Annotated in this window: 19 protein-coding genes; 10 read left to right on the top strand and 9 right to left on the bottom strand. The window is 68.3% G+C overall.

Translation table 11 applies throughout. From position 1 onward, the window contains the following. Nucleotides 1-20 precede the first annotated feature (20 nt). The 3 genes from A5780_RS26690 to A5780_RS26680 form a co-directional block, all read right to left on the bottom strand. Nucleotides 21-677: a TetR/AcrR family transcriptional regulator gene (locus A5780_RS26690; RefSeq protein ID WP_051755639.1), complete on the bottom strand. Its 657-nt coding sequence runs from the start codon at nucleotides 675-677 to the stop codon at nucleotides 21-23. After that, a complete protein-coding gene (locus A5780_RS26685; RefSeq protein ID WP_063015076.1) occupies nucleotides 661-1,806 on the bottom strand; it encodes an acyl-CoA dehydrogenase family protein in 1,146 nt (381 codons plus the stop codon). Before A5780_RS26685 ends, A5780_RS26690 begins: the two co-directional genes overlap by 17 nt. Nucleotides 1,807-1,898: 92 nt before the next feature. Next, entirely contained in the window at nucleotides 1,899-2,621 is a 723-nt protein-coding gene (locus A5780_RS26680) for a TetR/AcrR family transcriptional regulator (protein ID WP_064907006.1), read from the bottom strand. A gap of 213 nt (nucleotides 2,622-2,834) precedes the next feature. Here A5780_RS26680 and A5780_RS26675 point away from each other — a divergent pair, with 213 nt between their 5' ends. The 3 genes from A5780_RS26675 (at nucleotide 2,835) to A5780_RS26665 (ending at nucleotide 6,115) form a co-directional block, all read left to right on the top strand. Continuing rightward, on the top strand, nucleotides 2,835-3,692 hold the full coding sequence (locus A5780_RS26675) for an alpha/beta fold hydrolase (protein WP_063015072.1): 858 nt from the start codon (nucleotides 2,835-2,837) through the stop codon (nucleotides 3,690-3,692). An 82-nt stretch (nucleotides 3,693-3,774) separates the two neighbouring features. Beyond that, entirely contained in the window at nucleotides 3,775-5,256 is a 1,482-nt protein-coding gene (locus A5780_RS26670; protein ID WP_064910000.1) for an SDR family NAD(P)-dependent oxidoreductase, read from the top strand. Between the two features lie 475 nt (nucleotides 5,257-5,731). Continuing rightward, complete coding sequence (locus A5780_RS26665) at nucleotides 5,732-6,115, top strand: DUF2784 domain-containing protein (RefSeq protein ID WP_228793512.1); 384 nt, start codon at nucleotides 5,732-5,734, stop codon at nucleotides 6,113-6,115. Between the two features lie 14 nt (nucleotides 6,116-6,129). Here the strand turns inward: A5780_RS26665 and A5780_RS26660 are convergent, their stop codons facing one another. Beyond that, nucleotides 6,130-6,702: a TetR/AcrR family transcriptional regulator gene (locus tag A5780_RS26660; RefSeq protein ID WP_064904713.1), complete on the bottom strand. Its 573-nt coding sequence runs from the start codon at nucleotides 6,700-6,702 to the stop codon at nucleotides 6,130-6,132. Between the two features lie 102 nt (nucleotides 6,703-6,804). On the opposite strand from A5780_RS26660, the gene A5780_RS26655 reads away from it, so the two are divergent. Next, complete coding sequence (locus A5780_RS26655) at nucleotides 6,805-8,049, top strand: FAD-dependent monooxygenase (RefSeq protein WP_064909998.1); 1,245 nt, start codon at nucleotides 6,805-6,807, stop codon at nucleotides 8,047-8,049. Between the two features lie 6 nt (nucleotides 8,050-8,055). Here A5780_RS26655 and A5780_RS26650 read toward each other — a convergent pair whose 3' ends face one another. Further along, the gene (locus A5780_RS26650) at nucleotides 8,056-8,466 is read right to left on the bottom strand and encodes a hypothetical protein (RefSeq protein WP_064909996.1); all 411 of its coding nucleotides are present in this window, start codon (nucleotides 8,464-8,466) and stop codon (nucleotides 8,056-8,058) included. 160 nt (nucleotides 8,467-8,626) lie between these two features. On the opposite strand from A5780_RS26650, the gene A5780_RS26645 reads away from it, so the two are divergent. Both A5780_RS26645 and A5780_RS26640 read left to right on the top strand, forming a co-directional pair. Then, nucleotides 8,627-9,664, top strand: a complete 1,038-nt coding sequence (locus tag A5780_RS26645; RefSeq protein ID WP_063015123.1) for a nucleoside hydrolase — start codon at nucleotides 8,627-8,629, stop codon at nucleotides 9,662-9,664. A gap of 47 nt (nucleotides 9,665-9,711) precedes the next feature. Beyond that, nucleotides 9,712-10,548 carry an amidohydrolase family protein gene (locus tag A5780_RS26640; RefSeq protein WP_064910074.1) on the top strand — a complete coding sequence of 279 codons (837 nt, stop codon included), beginning with the start codon at nucleotides 9,712-9,714 and terminating at the stop codon, nucleotides 10,546-10,548. Nucleotides 10,549-10,587: 39 nt separating this feature from the next. Here A5780_RS26640 and meaB read toward each other — a convergent pair whose 3' ends face one another. From meaB to A5780_RS26625, 3 genes are read right to left on the bottom strand one after another with little or no spacing between them, the layout of a single operon-like run. Continuing rightward, entirely contained in the window at nucleotides 10,588-11,733 is a 1,146-nt protein-coding gene (gene meaB, locus A5780_RS26635) for a methylmalonyl Co-A mutase-associated GTPase MeaB (RefSeq protein ID WP_082976747.1), read from the bottom strand. Continuing rightward, on the bottom strand, nucleotides 11,730-13,991 hold the full coding sequence (gene scpA, locus A5780_RS26630; protein ID WP_063015064.1) for a methylmalonyl-CoA mutase: 2,262 nt from the start codon (nucleotides 13,989-13,991) through the stop codon (nucleotides 11,730-11,732). The genes meaB and scpA overlap by 4 nt, the downstream gene beginning before the upstream one ends. After that, nucleotides 13,991-15,850, bottom strand: coding sequence for a methylmalonyl-CoA mutase family protein (locus tag A5780_RS26625; protein WP_082976746.1), 1,860 nt, complete (start codon nucleotides 15,848-15,850; stop codon nucleotides 13,991-13,993). The genes scpA and A5780_RS26625 overlap by 1 nt, the downstream gene beginning before the upstream one ends. 299 nt (nucleotides 15,851-16,149) lie before the next feature. On the opposite strand from A5780_RS26625, the gene A5780_RS26620 reads away from it, so the two are divergent. Further along, nucleotides 16,150-16,806, top strand: a complete 657-nt coding sequence (locus A5780_RS26620) for a TVP38/TMEM64 family protein (RefSeq protein ID WP_064910070.1) — start codon at nucleotides 16,150-16,152, stop codon at nucleotides 16,804-16,806. 12 nt (nucleotides 16,807-16,818) lie between these two features. Here A5780_RS26620 and A5780_RS26615 read toward each other — a convergent pair whose 3' ends face one another. Beyond that, complete coding sequence (locus A5780_RS26615) at nucleotides 16,819-17,448, bottom strand: TetR family transcriptional regulator (RefSeq protein WP_063015060.1); 630 nt, start codon at nucleotides 17,446-17,448, stop codon at nucleotides 16,819-16,821. Between the two features lie 121 nt (nucleotides 17,449-17,569). Between A5780_RS26615 and A5780_RS26610 the strand changes: the two genes are divergently transcribed. The 3 genes from A5780_RS26610 to A5780_RS26605 all read left to right on the top strand — a co-directional run. Beyond that, complete coding sequence (locus tag A5780_RS26610) at nucleotides 17,570-18,004, top strand: hypothetical protein (RefSeq protein ID WP_064909994.1); 435 nt, start codon at nucleotides 17,570-17,572, stop codon at nucleotides 18,002-18,004. A gap of 133 nt (nucleotides 18,005-18,137) precedes the next feature. Beyond that, a complete protein-coding gene (locus A5780_RS40325) occupies nucleotides 18,138-18,293 on the top strand; it encodes a hypothetical protein (RefSeq protein WP_156769679.1) in 156 nt (51 codons plus the stop codon). A 118-nt stretch (nucleotides 18,294-18,411) separates the two neighbouring features. Next, nucleotides 18,412-19,213: ABC transporter substrate-binding protein (locus A5780_RS26605; protein WP_064910068.1), on the top strand; the 802-nt coding region annotated here is incomplete at its 3' end.

Genomic DNA, 19,213 nt, shown 5'->3' with positions numbered 1-19,213 from the left:
ACGCCGCGCCGGGTGCGCCGTCAGCGGGCCTGTTCGATCCGCGGAAACGTGGTCTGCACCAACGCCATCAACACATCCGCGAGCAGATGATGCACCTGCTCACGATTCAAGCTGCGGCGCGTAATCCATTCGCGCCCAGCGGTTTTCACCATACCGCTGTAGGCGCGGACCAGGGCCCGCAACTCGTCGTCACGCGCCGATCCGGACAGGCCCACCATCTCCAGCAGCCGGTCCGCCGCGGCGTCGTCGGCCTCGTCCAGGATGCGCTGCACCTCCGGATCGTCCCCGATACCCTCGTGCCCGGTCACCTTCACCCAGGTACTGCCCAACCCGCTGATCGTGTCCAGCAGCCACGACACACTCGCATCCACCCGCTCCCGCGGCGTACCGGTCGGCATCACCATGTAATCGGCGCGCGGCAACGTCACCATCCGCCGCACCACCGCCAGATACAGATCGCGCTTGTTGCCGAAATAGTGATTGATCAGCCCGCGCGCCACCCCGGCGCGCTGCGCGAGTTCAGCGGTCGACACCGCCGCATACGGACGTTCGCCGAACATCTCGATGGCGCAGGCCAGAATCTGCGCGCGCCGTTCGTCCGGCTCCAGCCGGCGCCGCCGAGCCGAATCGGCATCGGCCGGCACCGGCTGGGTCGTGGTCTCAGAGTGAGCGGGCAATGAGATCCTTCATCACCTCGTTGGAACCGGCGAGGATACGCAGCACGCGCGCACCGGTGTACAGCTGGGAAATCGGGTACTCCGTCATGTATCCATAGCCACCGAACAGTTGCAGACAGCGGTCCACCACAATACCCAACTGGTCGGTAAGCCAGTACTTCGACATCGCAGCGGTGGGAATATCCAGCTCACCCCGCAGATGCTTCCCGATCGCATCATCCAGGAACGTCCGGCTCACCCGCGCGATCGTCGCGCACTCGGCCAGCTCGAACTTCGTGTTCTGCATCGCGAACAGCGGCTTGCCGAAAGCCTCACGGCCCTTGGTGTATTCGACGGTCAACTCCACCGCCCGCTCCATCATCGACACCGCCATGATCGCGGTCACCAGCCGCTCCTGCGCCAGCAGCTGCATCATCTGATAGAAGCCCTGCCCCTCGGCCTCACCCAGCAGATTCGACGCCGGCACCCGCAGGCCGTCGAAGAACAGCTCCGCGGTGTCCTGCGCCTTGCCGCCGATCTTGTTCAGGATCCGGCCGCGCCGGAAGCCGGGCGTCTCATCGCTCACCTCGGCGAAGATCAGCGACACACCCGCCGCACCCTTCGTCGGATCGGTCTTGGCCGCGATGATGATGCCGTCGCACAGCCAGCCGTTGGAGATGAAGATCTTCGACCCGGTGATCACGTACTCGTCACCCTCGCGCACCGCGCGGGTCTTGATGTTCTGCAGGTCCGAACCCGTCCCCGGCTCGGTCATACCGATCGACAGCACCATCTCACCGCCGGCCGCCTTCGGCAGCACCCGCCGCTTGAGGTCCTCGGTCCCGAAATGATGGATGTAGGGCGCGATGATCGACGAATGCACCGGCATACCCAGTGAACCGTCCCCGGCATAGGACTGCGCCTCGATCAACGCCGCCTCGTGCGCGAAAGTGCCACCGCCACCGCCGTATTCGGACGGAATCGCGGCACACAGCAGACCCAGCTCACCCGCCCGGTTGTACAGCTCGCGGTCCGGATGGCCCTGCGCGACGAACTTCTCCTCGTTCGGCAGGACTTCCTTCTCGAAAAAGGTCTTCGCCAGATCCCGGACGGCCTCGACCTCATCGTCGCTCCACGCGGCGCGCGCCATCGTTACTTCCTTCGTCTCGTACCCGGAACCGGACCGCACCGGCCCCGCGCACCAGCCTGGCGCACTATTGGCGGCATGTCAACAACGCGGGTTCAGTGCGCCTCCCGCGCGATATTCGCCTCCGCCAGCGTGCTGAAAATCGGAACCTCCGGATCCGCCACGATCCGCTGCCGCCGCAGAAACCCGTCGATCAGTGACCAGACCAACTCGGTCAGCTCCGCGACGAAATCCGCACTGCTCCGCCGCGGCGACTCCGCCCCCTCGAGCCACAGATCCGTCGTCGCCACCACCACGCCGACGACCGCCCGCGCCAGATAGTCCAGGCCCGCCGTCTCGATCGGCACCGCCTCCGCGATCGATTGCGCGAGCTTCGCGAACCGCCGCGCCGCATCGCGCCCCAGATCGAACTGCAGCACCGCCCCCACCGCCCCTCCCCCCGACCTGCTCGCCTGCGCCGTCTGCACCACGGGCGCCTGCATCAGAAACCGAAAGACATTGGGATGCTGAAGAATTCCGGCCGCATACGCGGTGAACACCCGCCGCAACGCGGGCCGCGGCGGCTGCAGCAGCAACGTCATATCCTGCCCGGCGGCCGCGAACGCGTCGCGCGACATCCGATCGGCGATCTCGGTGTACAGATCCGCCTTGTCCGCGAACTGCCGATACAACCGCGGCTTCGTCATCCCCGCCGCACGCGCGATGTCGTCCATACTCGGCTGCGGGCCGTCCCGGTCGATCACCCGGATCGCCGCATCGACGATCTCCTCCCGCGTGACCCGAGGCGCGGCAGCTCGCCGGCCGACCCGAGACACCATGGGTACCTCCCCAGCCGAGCGAACAGTCGCACCCACGTTACACGTACCGCCGGTACGAAATCGATGACCGCCCCGTGCACCAGCCGAAACGGGGGCTGAATAAGGAGATACCCCACCGAGGTCCGCGGACCGACAGCCGATCGCGTACTGTCGCTACCGTTGACCGTACCGGCAGTACGAGCGGCTCCGACCCCGCGCTCACGAGGTAGACCGATGAACCCAGCCCGCACCCCCTCCCGCCACCGCACCGTCACCGCCCCCGGCGGCGACCTCGCCGTCTACGAATACGGCCACCCCCAGGCCGACACCATCGTGCTCATCCCCGGCATCACCGACACCCATCGCATCTGGAACCGCGTCGCCACCGGACTCGCCGACAGCTTCCACGTGGTCACCTACGACGTCCGCGGCCACGGCCGCTCCAGCGCACCCACCCGCACCCACCGCTACCGCCTGCCCCACCTCGCCGACGACCTCTTCGCCGTCCTCGACGCCGTCAGCCCCCGCACACCGGTCCACCTCGCCGGCCACGGCTGGGGCGCGATCCAACTCTGGTACGCCCTCGGCGACCCGCGCGCCAACACCCGCATCGCCTCCGCCACCGCGCTGTCGGCGCCCCACCTCGACCACCTCGCCCTCGCGCTGCGCGATCTCCGCTGCCCCCGCAGCCCTTGGTGGCGGCTCCCGCGCCTGAGCTGGCTGGTTCTCGGCCGCCGCCTCCTGCACTGGCCCCGCCTGCGCGCCCGGGTCCTCCCGCAGGCCACCACCTGGCCCGCCGACCTGCTGGCCGGCGCCCGCATCGTCGCCGCCAACCTCGCCCACCACCTGCGCCATCCGCGCCCGCAACATACCGCCGTGCCGGTCCAACTCATCCTCGACCGCGCCGACACCGCCGCCCTGCCCAGCCTGCGTGCCCATATCCGCCGCGACGTCGACCGCCTCTGGCTGCGCGAGCTGCCCGCCGATCCCTGGCTGCCGCTGACCGAACCCCTGCTGGTCGTCGAAGCCATCGCCAACTTCATCGACGATCAGCACACCGACCACCGGCCCATCCACTACACCCCGCGCTGAGGAGCCCCGGCAGCCTCCAACAGCCGCGATGCGACAATAGGCGTCGCACATTCCCGCACACGAAGGATCATCCGGCAGCACGATGGCTGAGCACACCACGACGAACGCGCCCACCACTCCCCTGCCGGACACCATCGATCCCGAGGACCTCGCGATCTGCCTGCGCGTCCTCGACCAGGCCGCACTGCTCGACGACGACAACCCCGATTCCATCGCGGTGCAGCGTGCGGTCGGGCACATGTTCAAGAGACTGAAGCGGCGCCGCCGCACTCAGGCCCGCGACGCCGTCGCCGCCGCCGACCGGGCGGTGGTCGCCGCCACCGCGACCGGCTCCCCGAACCGCATCGACGACGAGACCGCCGGCATCCCGCTCTCCACGTCCGTCGACGGCGACGCCGCCGGCACCCTGCTGCGCCCGCGGCCCTGCTACATCTGCAAACAGCGCTACACCCGCGTCGACCGGTTCTACCACCAGCTCTGCCCGGACTGCGCCGCCCGCAACCATGCCAAACGCGATGCCCGCACCGACCTGTCCGGCCGCCGCGCGCTGCTCACCGGCGGCCGCGCCAAGATCGGCATGTACATCGCCCTGCGACTGCTGCGCGACGGCGCCCACACCACGGTCACCACCCGCTTCCCCAACGACGCGATCCGCCGCTTCACCGCCCAGCCCGACAGCGCCGAATGGCTGCACCGGCTGCGGATCGTCGGCATCGATCTGCGCGATCCGGCCCAGGTCGTCGCCTTGGCCGACGATGTCGCCGCGCAGGGGCCGCTGGACATCATCATCAACAACGCCGCCCAGACCGTCCGGCGCTCGGCCGGCGCCTACGCCGCACTGGTCGAGGCCGAATCCGCCCCGCTCCCCGCCGGCGAACTGCCCGACACCATCACCTTCGGCCACACCACCCAGGCCCATCCGAACGCACTCACCGCGTCCCTGCACTCCGTGCCGGCACCGACCACCCTGTCCGCCGCCGAGGTCACCGATCTCGCACTGGTCGCGGGATCGGCCACGCCCGAACGCATTTCGCGCGGTGTGGCGATCGACGCCGGTGGCTTGGTACCCGATCTGGCCCACTCCAACAGCTGGGTGCAGACCGTCGCCGAGGTCGACGCCACCGAACTGCTCGAAGTGCAGCTGTGCAACTCGACCGCACCGTTCCTGCTGATCTCCCGGCTGCGGCCCGCCCTCGCCGCATCACCGGCCCGCCGCAAGTACATCGTCAACGTCTCGGCCATGGAAGGTGTGTTCAGCCGCGGCTACAAGGGCCCCGGCCACCCGCACACCAATATGGCCAAGGCCGCGCTCAACATGCTCACCCGCACCAGCGCCCGCGAGATGTTCGAAACCGACCGCATCCTCATGACCGCCGTCGACACCGGCTGGATCACCGACGAGCGCCCGCACTACACCAAGCTCCGCCTCGCCGAGGAGGGCTTCCACGCTCCCCTCGACCTCGTGGACGGCGCCGCCCGCGTCTACGACCCGATCGTGCGCGGGGAAGACGGCGACGACCTCTTCGGCTGCTTCCTCAAGGACTACGAACCGTCCAACTGGTGACCACCCGGCCCTGTCGTGGCTGCTCTGTAGGGGTGAGTTTGTGGTGTGTTCGAGTGGCACGCGTCAGGGCTACATATGTTTAGATGCGCATATCGACGTATCAATATTGAATGCGGCTTCCAGGTGCCTGAGGACATTCCTGCAGCTCCGACACGACTCGAATCACCTCGTGGTGAACGCACTGCAGGCGCTTCCCCTCCCAGCCGGCCGGCCCGTACTCCCCGGCGGAAGGCCACGGCGCTTTTTCCCATGTCGTTGGCCTTGTCCGAGATGGACCGCTCCCCCATGTGTCGGCCGAGAGCCATGCCGGGCGATTAATCGTTTAATGCGCATATGTGCGTACCGCTATCCTTTAACGCTCCGAGTCGCCGACCGCGGCCGGAAGGCCGTGGGAGACACGGTCGTTCACCCGGCAGGCGCCGACGCCCGAATCCCCGCGCACGCCGGCGACAAGCGCCCTAATCTGGATTACGTGATGTACCGGCTGCTGGCAGATGCCACCGCGGGTGTGCATTTTCTGTTCATCGCCTACCTCGTCGTCGGCGGATTCGTCGCGTGGCGGTGGCGCTGGACGATCTGGACCCATATCGCCGCGGTGGCCTGGGGTTTCAGCACGGTACTCATCGGGGTCGACTGCCCCCTGACCTACCTGGAGACGTGGGCCCGGGAACGCGGCGGCGAAGCCGGCCTACCGTCGACCGGCTTCATCGACTACTACATCACCGGGGTGCTCTACCCCCGCAGCGCTCTGGATCTCGTACGCATACTGGTCGTCGTGCTGGTGGCGGTGTCGTGGATCGGCTTCGTCCGGCTCGGTAGGCGGCGACGGTACCGCTCTCACCACGCAGTCGCCGAATAGCGCACCCGCGCGAGCTATCCCCGGCTCATCGCTCGCACCGCACGGACGACGTCGTCGCCGGTCAGCTGATCACCCGCGGGCGCGATCAGCCACTGCAGCGCCATACCTTGGAACAGCGCGAAATAGAGCTTGGCGACGGCGCGGGCATCGCCGGCCGACAGCTCCGGATGAACTTCGCGCAGGGGCTCGACGAGTGCGGCATAGACCTCCTCGGTCGCACCCGAGAAGTACTCCTGGGATTCCGGCGACCGGGCCACTCGCACCCCGTTCTCGAAGCTGAGAATCAGCTCGTCCGGATGGTTCTGGATGACGTCCAGCATGCCGTTCCACGTGGCCTCCAGCGACTGCGCCAGGGTCCGCCCCTCCCCCGCGTCCCGGATGGCCGCCTCCATACCGCGGCCGATCTCGTCACCGGTCGCCTCGGCGATGGCCTCGGCGACCAACCGATCCTTGGTACCGAAGTGGTAGCCGATGGCCGCCAGGCTGACCCCGGCCGCGCCGGCGATGTCGCGCGCGGTCACCTTGGCGAGACCTCGCTCCAGAATCGCCTTCCTCGCCCCTGCCAACAGATCCTCTCGATTACCCATAAGCCCAGGTTACAACGTCTTAGACATTTGTACTAGACAAGCGTGCCAACCATATGGCACATTTGTCTAAGACGTTCGGACCAACCGATAGGAATCACCCCCATGAACACCATCTCCCGCCCCCTGCACATCCTCGTCTCCGGCGGCGGCATCGCCGGCAATGCCGTTGCGCTGCAATTGCTTCGAGCCGGTATCGCGGTCACCGTCATCGAGCGCGCCACCGCTCCCCGGCCGGGCGGACAGGCTGTCGATCTGCGCGGACCCAGTCGCGAGGTGGCCGAGCGCATGGGCCTGATGCCGGGCATCGCCGAATACCAGCTCGAAGAACTCGGCATTTCCTACATCGACCACAAGGGCCGCACCTACGCGAACATGGCGATGGAATATTTCGAGGGCAAGGGCCCGGTGGCCGACATCGAGATCACCCGCGGTGACCTCAATCAGGTACTGCTCGACGCCGTCGCCGCGGCCGGCGGTGAGCTGGATTACCGCTACGGCGAGTGGATCGAATCGCTGACCCAGGACGACACCGGCGTGACGGTCGAGTTCGCCTCGGGACGCAGCGGCCACTTCGACCTCGTCGTCGGCGCCGACGGCGTGCATTCGGCGACCCGCCGGCTGGCCTTCGGTCCGGAGGAGCAGTTCAGCACCTTCCTCGGCGGCTACGCCTCGTTCTTCACGATGCCGACCCCGGCGGGGATCACGCCCGGCTGGTTCGCCATGCAGCTGGTTCCTTCCGCCGCGGTCGGCTTGCGGCCCGACCGCGATCCCGCGACCGCCAAGGCGATTCTCACTCTGCTCGGCGACCCCGATCCGGCGCTGCGCCGCGATACCGCCGCACAGCAACGGCTGATCTGCGAGAAGGTCGGTTCGCAGCCGCACTGGCACGCGCCGACCATTCTGGCGGCCATGACCGAGGCCGACGACTTCTACTTCGACGAACTCGCGCGCATCGATATGCCCACCCTGGCGGCCGGGCGCGTGACGTTGGTCGGCGACGCCGGCTACTGCGGCTCACCGATGACCGGGATGGGCACGGCGATGGCGCTCGTCGGCGCATACATCCTCGCGGGTGAGCTGGCGGCCGATCCGGCCGATGTCGCGGCGGCGCTGCGCCGCTACGAGGAGAAGGTCACCCCGTTTCTCGACAAGGCCAAGGAACTCCCCGGCGGCGGAATCGATATGATGCTGTCCCCCAGCGCATTCGGCACATCCATGCGGCGAACCGCCAACCGGATCATGATGTCGAAGCCGATGCGGCCGGTCATGATGAAGCTGTTCTTCGGCAAGACCGACGACTACGAACTGCCCACGTACGAGACTTCCGCCGCCACGACCGGTCGGTAGGCACGGTCACAGCTGGGCCGTCGTGCCCGGCGCCAACCCCTCCGCGAGCCGCAGCTTGGCGGCCAGATCCGACAGCAATTCGATCGAGGAGCCGGACAGTCCGGCCGCTGTGCTCAGCAGACGCCGCAGCGCCGGATCGTCCACCGCCGCCGACACCACGTCGTCACCGGGCACCGGATCACCCGATCCGCCGTCGTTGAATCGCGTCAATTCCACCGCCAGCACCCTGGCCACGGTTTCGACCAGAGCTCGGGACGGATTGTCGCGATTGCCCGACCGCAGCTGGGACAGATAGGTCGCCGAGACGGGATGCCCGGCCTGGGTCACGCGAAAAGCCAAGGCGCGATTGGTCATCCGGATACCGTGCGCCTGCTCCCACTGCGAGACGACCTCGTTGAAACGGTCCGCGAATCTCACCGGCGAAACACCCCCAGGCCGCTGCGAGGAACGCGCACGGTCCACAACACGAGAATTGACATGTCGAAACTACCCTCGTCCGCATCGTTTCGCCCGCCGACAGGCCGGACGGGGCGGCCCGGCGGCGGGCCGCTAGTCTCGCACCGTGCGGCAGACGATCATGGTGGACGTAGACACCGGAATCGACGATGCGTTGGCACTGCTGTATCTGCTGGCGGATCCGCAGCTGGAGATCGCCGGAATAGCCTCGACCGGAGGTAATGTCCCCACCGCGCAGGTCGCGGCGAACAATCTGGCCCTGCTGGATCTGTGCCGGGCGCCGGCCATCGAGGTGGCACTCGGCGCGGCGCAGCCGCTGGCGATCCCGCTGCGGACCACCGAGGACACCCACGGTCCGCACGGGATCGGCTATGCCGAACTGCCGCCCTCGCCGCGCCCGCTCTCGGATCGTTCGGCGGCGCAGTTGTGGGTCGACACGGTGCGGGCACGTCCGGGTGCGGTACTGGGCCTGTGCACCGGGCCCTTGACCAACCTGGCCCTGGCGCTGGAACTGGAACCCCGGCTGCCGCAACTGCTTCGGCGACTGGTGATCATGGGCGGCGCGTTCCGGCATCCGGGTAACACCACCCCGACCAACGAGTGGAACGTGCATGTCGACCCCGAGGCCGCCAAAGTGGTCTTCGACGCGTTCTCCGCCGCCCCGCAGGATCATCGGCCGATCGTCTGCGCGCTCGACATCACCGAATCGATCGAGATGTTCCCGGACCATCTGCGGCGGATCGCCGAGCGAGCGCACTGCGGCGGCGCCGCGATGCCGGCTCCCGGGGATCCGTCCGGCCTCCGGTCCGAGGCGGCCAATCCGATTGTGCGGTTCCTGATCGACGCGGTGCGGTTCTACTTCGAGTTCCACCAGCATTACAACCAGGGGTATTTGGCACATATGCACGATCCGTTCGCCGCGGCGGTAGCGCTCGAACCGACCCTGGCGGTGCTGCGCCCGGCAACGGTGGACGTCGAGCTGGCCGGGACGATCACCCGCGGCACCACGGTCGCCGATTGGGCCGGCATGTGGGGTCGCGCACCCAATGCCGATATCGCGGTCGGCACCGACCCGGCGGCCTTCTTCGACCGCATGATCGAGCGGATCGGTGATTTCGCGGCGGCGCTGTATCCGCCGGTGGCACAGGAGGTTCGGTGACGGTCGACGAGAGTGACCAGGCGGCGGTCGCGCAATTCCGGAGCCGGATGGAGCTGCCCGGAATCATCGATGTGCACACCCACTTCATGCCCGATCGGGTGCTGCACAAGGTGTGGGCGTATTTCGATTCCGCGGGCCCGCTGATCGGACGGCCGTGGCCGATCACCTATCGCGACGACGAGCAGCAGCGCCTGGATACGCTGCGCGGCTTCGGAGTGCGGGCGTTCACCTCCCTGGTGTATCCGCACAAACCCGATATGGCGGCGTGGCTGAACGAATGGGCGGCCGACTTCGCCGCGCGCACCCCGGACTGCTTGCACACCGCGACCTTCTACCCCGAGCACGGCGCTGGAAGTTATGTGAGCGCGGCGGTCGAATCCGGAGCGCGCATCTTCAAAGCGCATATCCAGGTCGGCGATTATCATCCGGGCGACCCGCTGCTGACCGAAGTGTGGGGGCTGCTGTCCGAGGCCGGGATTCCGGTGCTGATCCACTGTGGCTCGGGGCCGGCGCCGGGTGAATTCACCGGTCCGGAACCGATAGCGGCACTGCTGCAGCGGTTTCCGCGGCTGACGCTGATCATCGCTCATATGGGCGTGCCGGAATACTCGCAGTTCCTCGACCTCGCCGAGCGCTACGACAACGTGCACCTCGACACCACGATGTCGTTCACCGATTTCATCGAAGAGCGAAACCCGTTCCCGCGCAACGAATATTCGCGCCTGTCCGAGCTGGGCGAGCGCATCCTGTTCGGCAGTGACTTCCCGAACATCCCGTACTCCTACGCCCACGCGCTGGAAGCGCTCGAACGACTCGACTTGGGCGCGGACTGGGTGCGCGCGGTCTGCTACGACAATGCGGCGCGGCTGTTCCGGATGCGATGAGGTGTCCGGGCGCGAATTCTCGTCGCCCGGACAGCCCTGCTACTTCTCGTCGAAGGCGCGCAGCAGTTCCTCGGCTGCGAGGGCCGGGGTCAGCGATCCGTCGCGGATCTGCTTTTCCACCTGTGCGCGAATCGCTTTCACGCCGGGACTGTCGGCCAGCCGGCGCAGCAACTGGTCGTGCACCATCGTCCAGGTCCAGTCGACCTGCTGACGGCGGCGCTTCTCGGCGAACTCGCCCGCCTCGGTGAGAACGCGCCGGTGTTCGAGGACCGTATCCCAGAAGGTGTCCAGACCGGTGCCGTTGAGCCCGCTCATGGTGAGAACCGGTGGGCGCCAGAGGGATTCGCGCGGATGGATGAGTCGCATCGCACCCTGCAATTCGCGTGCGGCGGCCCGCGCCTCCACCTCGTGGCGGCCGTCGGCTTTGTTGACCGCGACCAGATCGGCCAGCTCCAGCACACCCTTCTTGATGCCCTGCAACTGATCTCCGGTGCGGGCCAGCGTGAGGAAGCAGAACACGTCGACCATATTCGCGACGGTCACCTCGGACTGGCCGACGCCCACCGTCTCCACCAGGATCACGTCGTAACCGGCGGCCTCGAGCAGCACAATGGTCTCGCGGGTCGCCTTGGCGACACCGCCCAGCGTGCCCGCGGTCGGCGACGGGCGGATGAACGCGTCACGTTCCACCGACAAACGCGCCATGCGGGTTTTGTCGCCGAGAATCGATCCGCCGGTGCGAGTCGAGGACGGATCCACCGCCAGCACCGCGACCCGATGCCCCTGGCCGATCAGATACATCCCGAGCGCGTCGATGAACGTCGACTTGCCCACGCCCGGAACGCCGGTGATACCGACGCGATTGGACGCGGCGGCGCCGGCTTCGGCCGTCAGCTCGAGCAGCAGCCGCTGTGCCGCCTCGCGGTGATCGGCGCGGGTGGATTCGACCAGCGTGATCGCGCGGGCGAGCGCGGCGCGCTGATTGTCGCGGATCGCACCCGCCAGCTCCGCCACATCGATGGTCCGGCGTTGGCCGCCGCCCGGCGACTGCGGTCCGTCCACGCGCAGCGCGGGAGGCAGGCCGCGGGCGGTGGACAGAGCCTGGCTTCCGGGCAACTCCGCCTTGGTGGGCACCTCAGCCCCGGCGGGCGATGCGCCCCCCGGGGTCCGGTCGGCGTCGCTCATTCCGCCTCGGCTTGTCCGCCGATCTCGTGGCCGAGTTCGGCCGCCAGCTTCTGCAGCAGACCGATCGCGGCATCGGCGATCACGGTGCCCGGCGGGAAGATCGCCGCGGCGCCGGCGGCATACAGCTCGTCGAAGTCACCGGGCGGAATGACGCCGCCGACGATGACCATGATGTCGGGGCGCCCGACATCGGCCAGTGCCTGCCGCAGGGCGGGCACCAGCGTGAGGTGACCGGCCGCCAGCGAGGAGACACCGACGATGTGCACGTCGTTGTCGGCCGCCTGCTGGGCCACCTCTTCCGGAGTCTGGAACAGCGGGCCCACATCGACGTCCATGCCGAGGTCGGCGAAGGCGGTCGCGATCACCTTCTGGCCGCGGTCGTGGCCGTCCTGGCCCATCTTGGCGACGAGGATGCGGGGGCGGCGGCCCTCGGCCTCGGCGAATTCCTCGACCAGCTCGATGGCCCTGCTGATGTTGGTCACCTTGCCGGCCTCCTCTCGGTAGACGCCCGACAGTGTGCGGATCTCGGCCTGATGGCGACCGTACACCTTCTCCAGCGCGTCGGAGATCTCGCCGACCGTGGCCTTGGCGCGGGCCGCGTCGATGGCCAGCGCGAGCAGGTTGTTGGCCATCCCGCCCTCGGAAGACGCTGCGGCCCTTGTCAATTCGGCCAGCGCCCGCTCGACCTCGGCGCTGTCGCGTTCGGCGCGCAGGCGGCGCAGCTTCTCGTTCTGCTCCGCGCGCACGCGCGAGTTCTCGACCTTGAGGACCTCGATCTCCTGGTCCTCGGTCACCTGGTACTTGTTGACGCCGATCACCGGCTGCGCGCCGGTGTCGATGCGCGCCTGGGTGCGGGCCGCGGCCTCCTCGATGCGCAGCTTCGGGATGCCCTCCGAAATCGCCTGCGCCATACCCCCGTGCGCCTCGACCTCGGCGATGTGGGCCCGGGCCCGCTCGGCGAGCTGGTGGGTCAGCCACTCCACGTAGTAGGAGCCGCCCCACGGGTCGATCGGCCGGGTGGTCCCCGACTCCTGCTGCAGCAGCAGCTGGGTGTTGCGGGCGATGCGCGCGGAGAAGTCGGTGGGCAGCGCCAGCGCCTCGTCGAGGGCGTTGGTGTGCAGCGACTGCGTGTGGCCCTGGGTCGCGGCCATCGCCTCGACACAGGTGCGCGCGACGTTGTTGAACACGTCCTGCGCGGTCAGCGACCAGCCCGAGGTCTGCGAGTGGGTGCGCAGCGAGAGCGACTTCTGGCTCTTGGGCTCGAACTTCGACACCAGCTCGCTCCACAGCAGGCGGCCCGCGCGCAGCTTGGCGACCTCCATGAAGAAGTTCATGCCGATGGCCCAGAAGAACGACAGCCGCGGCGCGAACTGATCGATCTCCATGCCCGCGTCCAGGCCGGCGCGAATGTATTCGACACCGTCGGCCAGGGTGTAGGCCAGCTCCAGGTCGGCGGTGGCTCCGGCTTCCTGGATGTGGTAGCCGGAGATGGAGATCGAGTTGAACTTCGGCATCTTCGCCGAGGTGTAGGCGAAGATGTCGGAGATGATCCGCATCGAGGGCTTGGGCGGATAGATGTAGGTGTTGCGGACCATGAACTCCTTCAGAATGTCGTTCTGAATGGTTCCGGCCAGCTGTTCGGGCTTGACGCCCTGTTCCTCGGCGGCGACGACGTAGAGCGCCAGGATCGGCAGCACCGCGCCGTTCATGGTCATAGACACCGACACCTGATCCAGCGGGATCTGGTCGAACAGTTCCCGCATATCCAGGATCGAGTCGATGGCGACGCCGGCCATACCGACGTCACCGGTGACGCGCGGGTGATCGGAGTCGTAGCCGCGGTGGGTCGCCAGGTCGAAGGCGACCGACAGGCCCTTCTGGCCCGCGGCCAGGTTGCGCCGGTAGAAGGCGTTGGAATCGGCGGCGGTGGAGAATCCCGCGTACTGGCGGATGGTCCACGGCTGATTCACGTACATGGTCGGGTACGGGCCGCGCACGAACGGCGCCACACCGGGCACGCTGTCGAGCGGATAGCCTTCGGCCACAACGGCATCGCGGTCGGCCTTGGTGTACACCGGCGCGACGTCGATACCTTCGGGGGTGGCCCAGACCAGTTGTTCGGGCGCGTAGCCGTTGGCGGCCGCCGATTCGGCGACGAACGCCTCGACGTCGCCGCCACCGGTCCGCCCGACCGCCGGTTCACCCAGCGGTACCTCGGCGAAGCTGCCGATCACGTGGTTCACATCTCGAGTAGTCATTACGCTCCCAGCTTCTCCAGCAGGCCGGACAGGGTCGCCACTGCGTCCATGCGGGCCGTGAGGAATCCGTCCGGCCGCTGTGTGCCGCTCACCTCGGCCACCGCCTTCTCGGGCCCGGCCAGCAGGACCGTCGTCACGCCGGCGTCGCGCAGCTGCTGCACGGCGGGCGCGGCCTCGGTGCCGTAGCGGGCGTCGCTGCCGCACAGCACCGCCATGGTCGCTCCGGATTCGGTTGCGGCAGAGCCGATCCCGGACGTCTCCAGCGCTCCCGGGTTCACCGTTTCGATGCCCCCGGAGGCCAGTACGTTCGCGGTGAAGGTCACGCGCACGTTGTGCTCGGCGACCGGGCCCAGCGGTACCAGCAGCGCCCGGGGCCGGCGGCCGTGGGCGGCCAGGTAGGCGTCCGAACGGTTGCGCAGCGCCTCGAAGGCCGCGCCGTAGCGGGCCACCCCGTTCGTGTCGCGCGCGGCCTCCGACAGCGGCTCCTCGGCGAGGTTCGGGAATTCGTTGACGCCGGTGACCGCGGTGCGGCGGTGGGCGATATCGGATTCGCGGCGGGTCCGGGTGTCGGCGATGCGCTCGGCCAGCAGGCCGGACTCCAGCGCGGCGCGGTATCCGCCGGCGCGCTCGAGCTCCTGCATGAACGCCCACGCCGCACCGGCCACCTCCGCGGTGAGGCTTTCCACGTGCCAGGAACCCGCGCCCGGGTCCTGCACATGTCCGAGATGCGACTCCTCGAGCAGCAGCAGCTGCGTGTTGCGTGCCATGCGTTCCGAGAATGCTTGCGACACACCGAGTTCCCCGGCCGGGAGGGCCGCGTCGAAGGGCAGCACGGTGACCAGGTCCGCGCCGCCCACACCGGCGCCGAAAGCGGCCAGGGTGGTGCGCAGCATGTTGACCCACGGATCACGCTGGCTCAGCATCGCTTCCGAGGTGACGGCGTGCTGCGGCGCGTTGCCGAAGTCCGGCGCGCCGGCCTCGTGCGCCACCCGGGCCCACAGCCGGCGGGCGGCGCGGAATTTCGCGATCGTCTCGAACTGATCGTCGGTCGCCGCCAGCTGGAAACTCACCTGGTCCAGCGCATCGGCGACATCGAGGCCGGCGTCGGTGAGTGCGCGCAGGTAGTCGAGGCCCGCGGCCACGGCCGCGCCGATCTCCTGAGCATCGGACGCACCCGCGTTGTGGAAGACGGTGCCGGACACCGTGATCGCCCGGACGGTCTCGGTGCGGCCGGCGGCGGTGCGCGCCAGCTCGACCGCGGCGTCGAGGTCGGTGTCGGCCACTCCGGCGAAGCGGCTGGTCAGCGGCGCCGCGCCGAGGAAGACGTGGATATCGGAGCGGTCGGCCACCTCGTAGCCGTCCAGCAGGGTCAGCACCTGCGCGGCGGCGGCGGGGGTGTCCGCGCCCGCCCGCAGGCTCAGGGGAGCCAGTTCGAACAGCAGTCCGCGCAGCGTGTCCGCCAGCCCGGCCACCGGGACGCCGTTCTCGCCGACCCCGAGCCACACGGAGCTGACGCCGTTCTCCAGAGCGGCGAGGATCTCCTGGTTGACGGCGGCCGGATCCGTTCCGGCGAAGCGGGCGCTGACATGCCAGCCCCGATGCACGTCGCGGGTGGCCTCGTTGCCGCGCACGAACGGGAACCGTCCGGGCAGAGGCTGTTCGGGCAGTTCGTCGCGACGGGTGTACAGCGGCGCGACGGTCACTCCGTCGTAATTGGTGACATCGAGCAGGCGCTCCGGCTCGTCACCGAGTTCGGATGCCTCGACCTTGCGGGACTTGGCCAGCACTCCGGCCACACCCTTGCGCCATGCGGCGTATCCGGGCACGGTGTCCGCACCCGGATCTGAACCAATCGGCATCGCTGCTGTACCTCTTCCACTCGACTCCGATACTTCACTCGTACCGGATACCTACGCTGGGACCCAACTCTTCGCAGCGCCTTCGCAACCGCCTGTGTGACCCATTCACAGTGCGACGGGCATGCGAAATCGGCAGGTCGACGACCAGTTCGGTTAACGATCATTCATCAACCTTCATTCGATGCTAGCCCGGTGTTCGCATACTCTTCGCACAGCCTGGCCATACCGACCGGTAACCTGTCGCGGTGCCGAGGACGACGAATGTGGCCTTGCGACTACTGCGCAATCGACGGGTCGTGATGCTGGCCATCCTCGCGGCCGCGCTGGTCGCGGTCGCCGTACTGGCACCGCATCCGGCCCCACAGCAGATCCGGGAGTGGGCCGATTCGGTCGGCCCGATGTTTCCGCTGCTGTTCTTCCTCGTCCATGCGCTCGTGACGGTGGCGCCGTTTCCGCGCACCGTCTTCACGCTCAGCGCCGGCCTGTTGTTCGGGCCGATTCTCGGCATCACCCTCGCGGTCGCCGCGACGACGGTCAGCGCGGTGCTGGCGCTGCTGCTCGTGCGAGCCCTGGATCGGGAGCAGGTCGCCGCGCGGTTGACTCATCCCGCGGTACAGGCGGTGGATCGGCGACTGGCCCGGCGCGGCTGGCTCGCCGTCGGCTCGCTGCGGCTGATCGCACCGGTGCCGTTCTCGGTGATCAACTACTGCGCCGGACTGTCCTCGGTGCGGATGATGCCGTACCTGCTGGCCACCTTCGTGGGCATCATCCCCGGCACCATCGGCGTCGTCGTCCTCGGAGACGCGTTGACCGGGCGGACGAACCCCTGTCTGCTGGTGCTGTCGGGCGTCTGCATCACCATCGGCGTGATCGGCCTGGTAGTCGACGCACGGTGGGGCGCGGACCAATTCGCGGCGCTGGCCACCGAGGCGGCCGAGGAACCGGCACCGCGCTGAGGCCGCGCGGCCTCAGCGGGTCCGCAGCTCCAAACTCGCCGGCACCGCCGCGAAGGCCTCCCGCACTCTCTCCGTCAGCGCGGCGCGGCCGCCCCGGCCGTCGGCCCGGACCCATTCCCGTCCGGCCACACTCCACGCCGAGGTCACCAGTTCGGCCAGGACCTGCAGTCGCAGATCGTCCGCGGGCAGTCCCAGGCGATCGGCGAGGATCGTGACCGCGTCCGCCTCCACCCCGTGGCGGTGGTACTCGACGTAGGCGAGCAGTGCCGGGGTGGTGCGGATGAGCCGGCGAGTGGCGACATACCGGTGATCCCATTCCGGCTCCAGATCGGCGACGGCCGCGGTCAGCGTCTCCCGTATCGCGTCCAGCACGACTCCGGTCAGCGGTCGATCCGTCAGCGCCGCGAGATATGCGGACCACAATTGCGCCTCCGCCTCGATCGCGACCGCTTCCTTGGCCGGATAGGTGCGAAAGAAGGTGCTGCGAGATACCTCGGCCTCGTCGACGAGTTCGTCGAGTGTCGTCGCGTCGAATCCGCGCTCGGTGAACAGCCGCAGGGCGGTGTCGGCCAGTACGCGCCGAGTACGCAGTCGTTTGCGCTCTCGCAGCGGGAGTGTGCGGTCGGATGCGGGATCGGGCATGCCGAGATGCTATCCGAACCGATCCCGAGGCACGTAAGAAACTGGAACACGAACGACACTTGCGCTCGTATGGCACTGAGTGCCAGAATTGTGGCCACAGTCCAGCAGTCAGGAGTTCGTCATGTCCCCCGCCATCACGCTCGATCCGTCGATCATCGGCCAGGCCGAAAAGCACCACAACGCGCTTTTGCACCGCATCCTCGCCGGTACCGGCATCGACGAGGCGCAGTGGATCACGCTCAGCCAGGCCGCCGCCGCCGGCGGCACCGTCGATCGGGAGCGGCATATCGCCACTCTCGCCGCGAAGACGACCTGGGCACCCACCGTCGTCGCGACCGCCGCGACGCGGCTCACCGACCGTGGTCTGCTGCTCGCGGCGCCGGGCGGTGAACTCGTGGTCACCGAGGCGGGCGGCCGCCTCGTCGCGGACCTCCGCTCCCGCACGAGCACCGTCCTCGGCCGCGTCTACGGTGTGGTTCCGGCGGCCGACCTCGCGATCGCGGGGCGGGTCCTCGCCGCGATCACCGCGGGGTTGTCCCGCGAACTGAAAGACTGATCGTCGTCACGCCCGCCGGAATTCCCGGCGGGCGGCGAAGCGGGATGATCGGCTCGCGCTGCGCACAATCATTGCCCCACGTCCTTTGTCGGACCACAGTGCCTATATCACTTTGGGTCCGGCAGGAGGATGGATGGCCGCCACCGATGAATCGCGTTCGGGCGCACGCGTTGTCGAGCAGGCGAATGCGCCGCCGACAGCCGGACCCGGCGGACGGGCACGCGGCGTGCTGACGCGACGGCGCACGGTCGATCTCATGCGCGTCCCGCACGGGATCTGTCGCGCCTGAACCCGGGCGCCATCGTCGTCGCCGAAAGCCGTTGCCAGGCAATTCGTTTCGCCGATCTACCGGTCACCGCACCCGGATGTGCGCGGGACCGCAGACGCATTCAGTGAAAGAACCGATCATGTTGTCGTTCAGACGACCCCGGGTCGTGCGCGTGTTCGCCGCCGCCCTCGCCCTGCCCGTGCTGGCCGCGCTCGCCGCCGGCTGCTCGAGTTCCGGCGCCGGAACCACCGCCGACGGTAGGACCATCCTCCGCTACCAGGGTCAGGCCGGCACGGTCACGCCCTACGAACTGGCCGCCGACCTCGGCTACTTCTCCACCATCGAGCTGAAGTGGGAGGGCGACACCACCAGCGGTCCGGCCAATATCCAGGCCGCCACCACCAAGCAGATCGAATTCGGCAGCGCGTTCAACGGCGCGGTCGTCAAGCTCATCGCCGGCGGCGCACCGGTGACCTCGGTGCTCAGCTCCTACGGCGCCGACCGGCAGAGTTTCACCGGCTACTACGTCCGTGACGATTCGAGCATCAAGACGGCCAAGGACCTGATCGGGAAGAAGGTCGGCGTCAACACCCTCGGCGCCCACCACGAATTCATCACCCGGCAATGGCTGCACGATCAAGGGCTCACCGACGACGAGATCAGACAGGTGCAGCTCGTGGTGCTGCCGCCGGTCAATACCGAGGACGCGCTGCGAAAGGGCCAGATCGACGCGGCGGCACTGGGCGGCCCGCTGCAGGACATCGCGCTGGCTCACGGCGGCATCCACGCGCTCTACACCGACAAGGGCCTGTTCGGCGAATTCGACTACGGCACATACGTCTTCCGCAACGACTACATCGCCGGCCATCGGGACGCGGTGGCCGACTTCGTCCAGGGCACGGCCCGCGCGACGCGCTGGCTGCAGATCACGCCACATGATC

The sequence above is a fragment of the Nocardia sp. 852002-20019_SCH5090214 genome (assembly GCF_001665865.1).
GTDB lineage: Bacteria > Actinomycetota > Actinomycetes > Mycobacteriales > Mycobacteriaceae > Nocardia > Nocardia nova.
This window is presented reverse-complemented; position numbering and strand designations above follow the sequence as displayed.

Excerpts from the sequence above, each read along its gene's own strand:
- A5780_RS40325 (WP_156769679.1), top strand. The coding sequence starts at position 18,138 with ATGGCCGCCACCGATGAATCGCGTTCGGGCGCACGCGTTGTCGAGCAG.
- A5780_RS26680 (WP_064907006.1), bottom strand. The coding sequence starts at position 2,621 with ATGGTGTCTCGGGTCGGCCGGCGAGCTGCCGCGCCTCGGGTCACGCGG.
- A5780_RS26665 (WP_228793512.1), top strand. The coding sequence starts at position 5,732 with ATGTACCGGCTGCTGGCAGATGCCACCGCGGGTGTGCATTTTCTGTTC.
- A5780_RS26655 (WP_064909998.1), top strand. The coding sequence starts at position 6,805 with ATGAACACCATCTCCCGCCCCCTGCACATCCTCGTCTCCGGCGGCGGC.
- A5780_RS26615 (WP_063015060.1), bottom strand. The coding sequence starts at position 17,448 with ATGCCCGATCCCGCATCCGACCGCACACTCCCGCTGCGAGAGCGCAAA.
- A5780_RS26645 (WP_063015123.1), top strand. The coding sequence starts at position 8,627 with ATGGTGGACGTAGACACCGGAATCGACGATGCGTTGGCACTGCTGTAT.
- A5780_RS26675 (WP_063015072.1), top strand. The coding sequence starts at position 2,835 with ATGAACCCAGCCCGCACCCCCTCCCGCCACCGCACCGTCACCGCCCCC.
- A5780_RS26660 (WP_064904713.1), bottom strand. The coding sequence starts at position 6,702 with ATGGGTAATCGAGAGGATCTGTTGGCAGGGGCGAGGAAGGCGATTCTG.
- A5780_RS26685 (WP_063015076.1), bottom strand. The coding sequence starts at position 1,806 with ATGGCGCGCGCCGCGTGGAGCGACGATGAGGTCGAGGCCGTCCGGGAT.
- A5780_RS26610 (WP_064909994.1), top strand. The coding sequence starts at position 17,570 with ATGTCCCCCGCCATCACGCTCGATCCGTCGATCATCGGCCAGGCCGAA.
- A5780_RS26620 (WP_064910070.1), top strand. The coding sequence starts at position 16,150 with ATGCTGGCCATCCTCGCGGCCGCGCTGGTCGCGGTCGCCGTACTGGCA.
- scpA (WP_063015064.1), bottom strand. The coding sequence starts at position 13,991 with ATGACTACTCGAGATGTGAACCACGTGATCGGCAGCTTCGCCGAGGTA.
- meaB (WP_082976747.1), bottom strand. The coding sequence starts at position 11,733 with ATGAGCGACGCCGACCGGACCCCGGGGGGCGCATCGCCCGCCGGGGCT.
- A5780_RS26625 (WP_082976746.1), bottom strand. The coding sequence starts at position 15,850 with ATGCCGATTGGTTCAGATCCGGGTGCGGACACCGTGCCCGGATACGCC.
- A5780_RS26640 (WP_064910074.1), top strand. The coding sequence starts at position 9,712 with ATGGAGCTGCCCGGAATCATCGATGTGCACACCCACTTCATGCCCGAT.
- A5780_RS26670 (WP_064910000.1), top strand. The coding sequence starts at position 3,775 with ATGGCTGAGCACACCACGACGAACGCGCCCACCACTCCCCTGCCGGAC.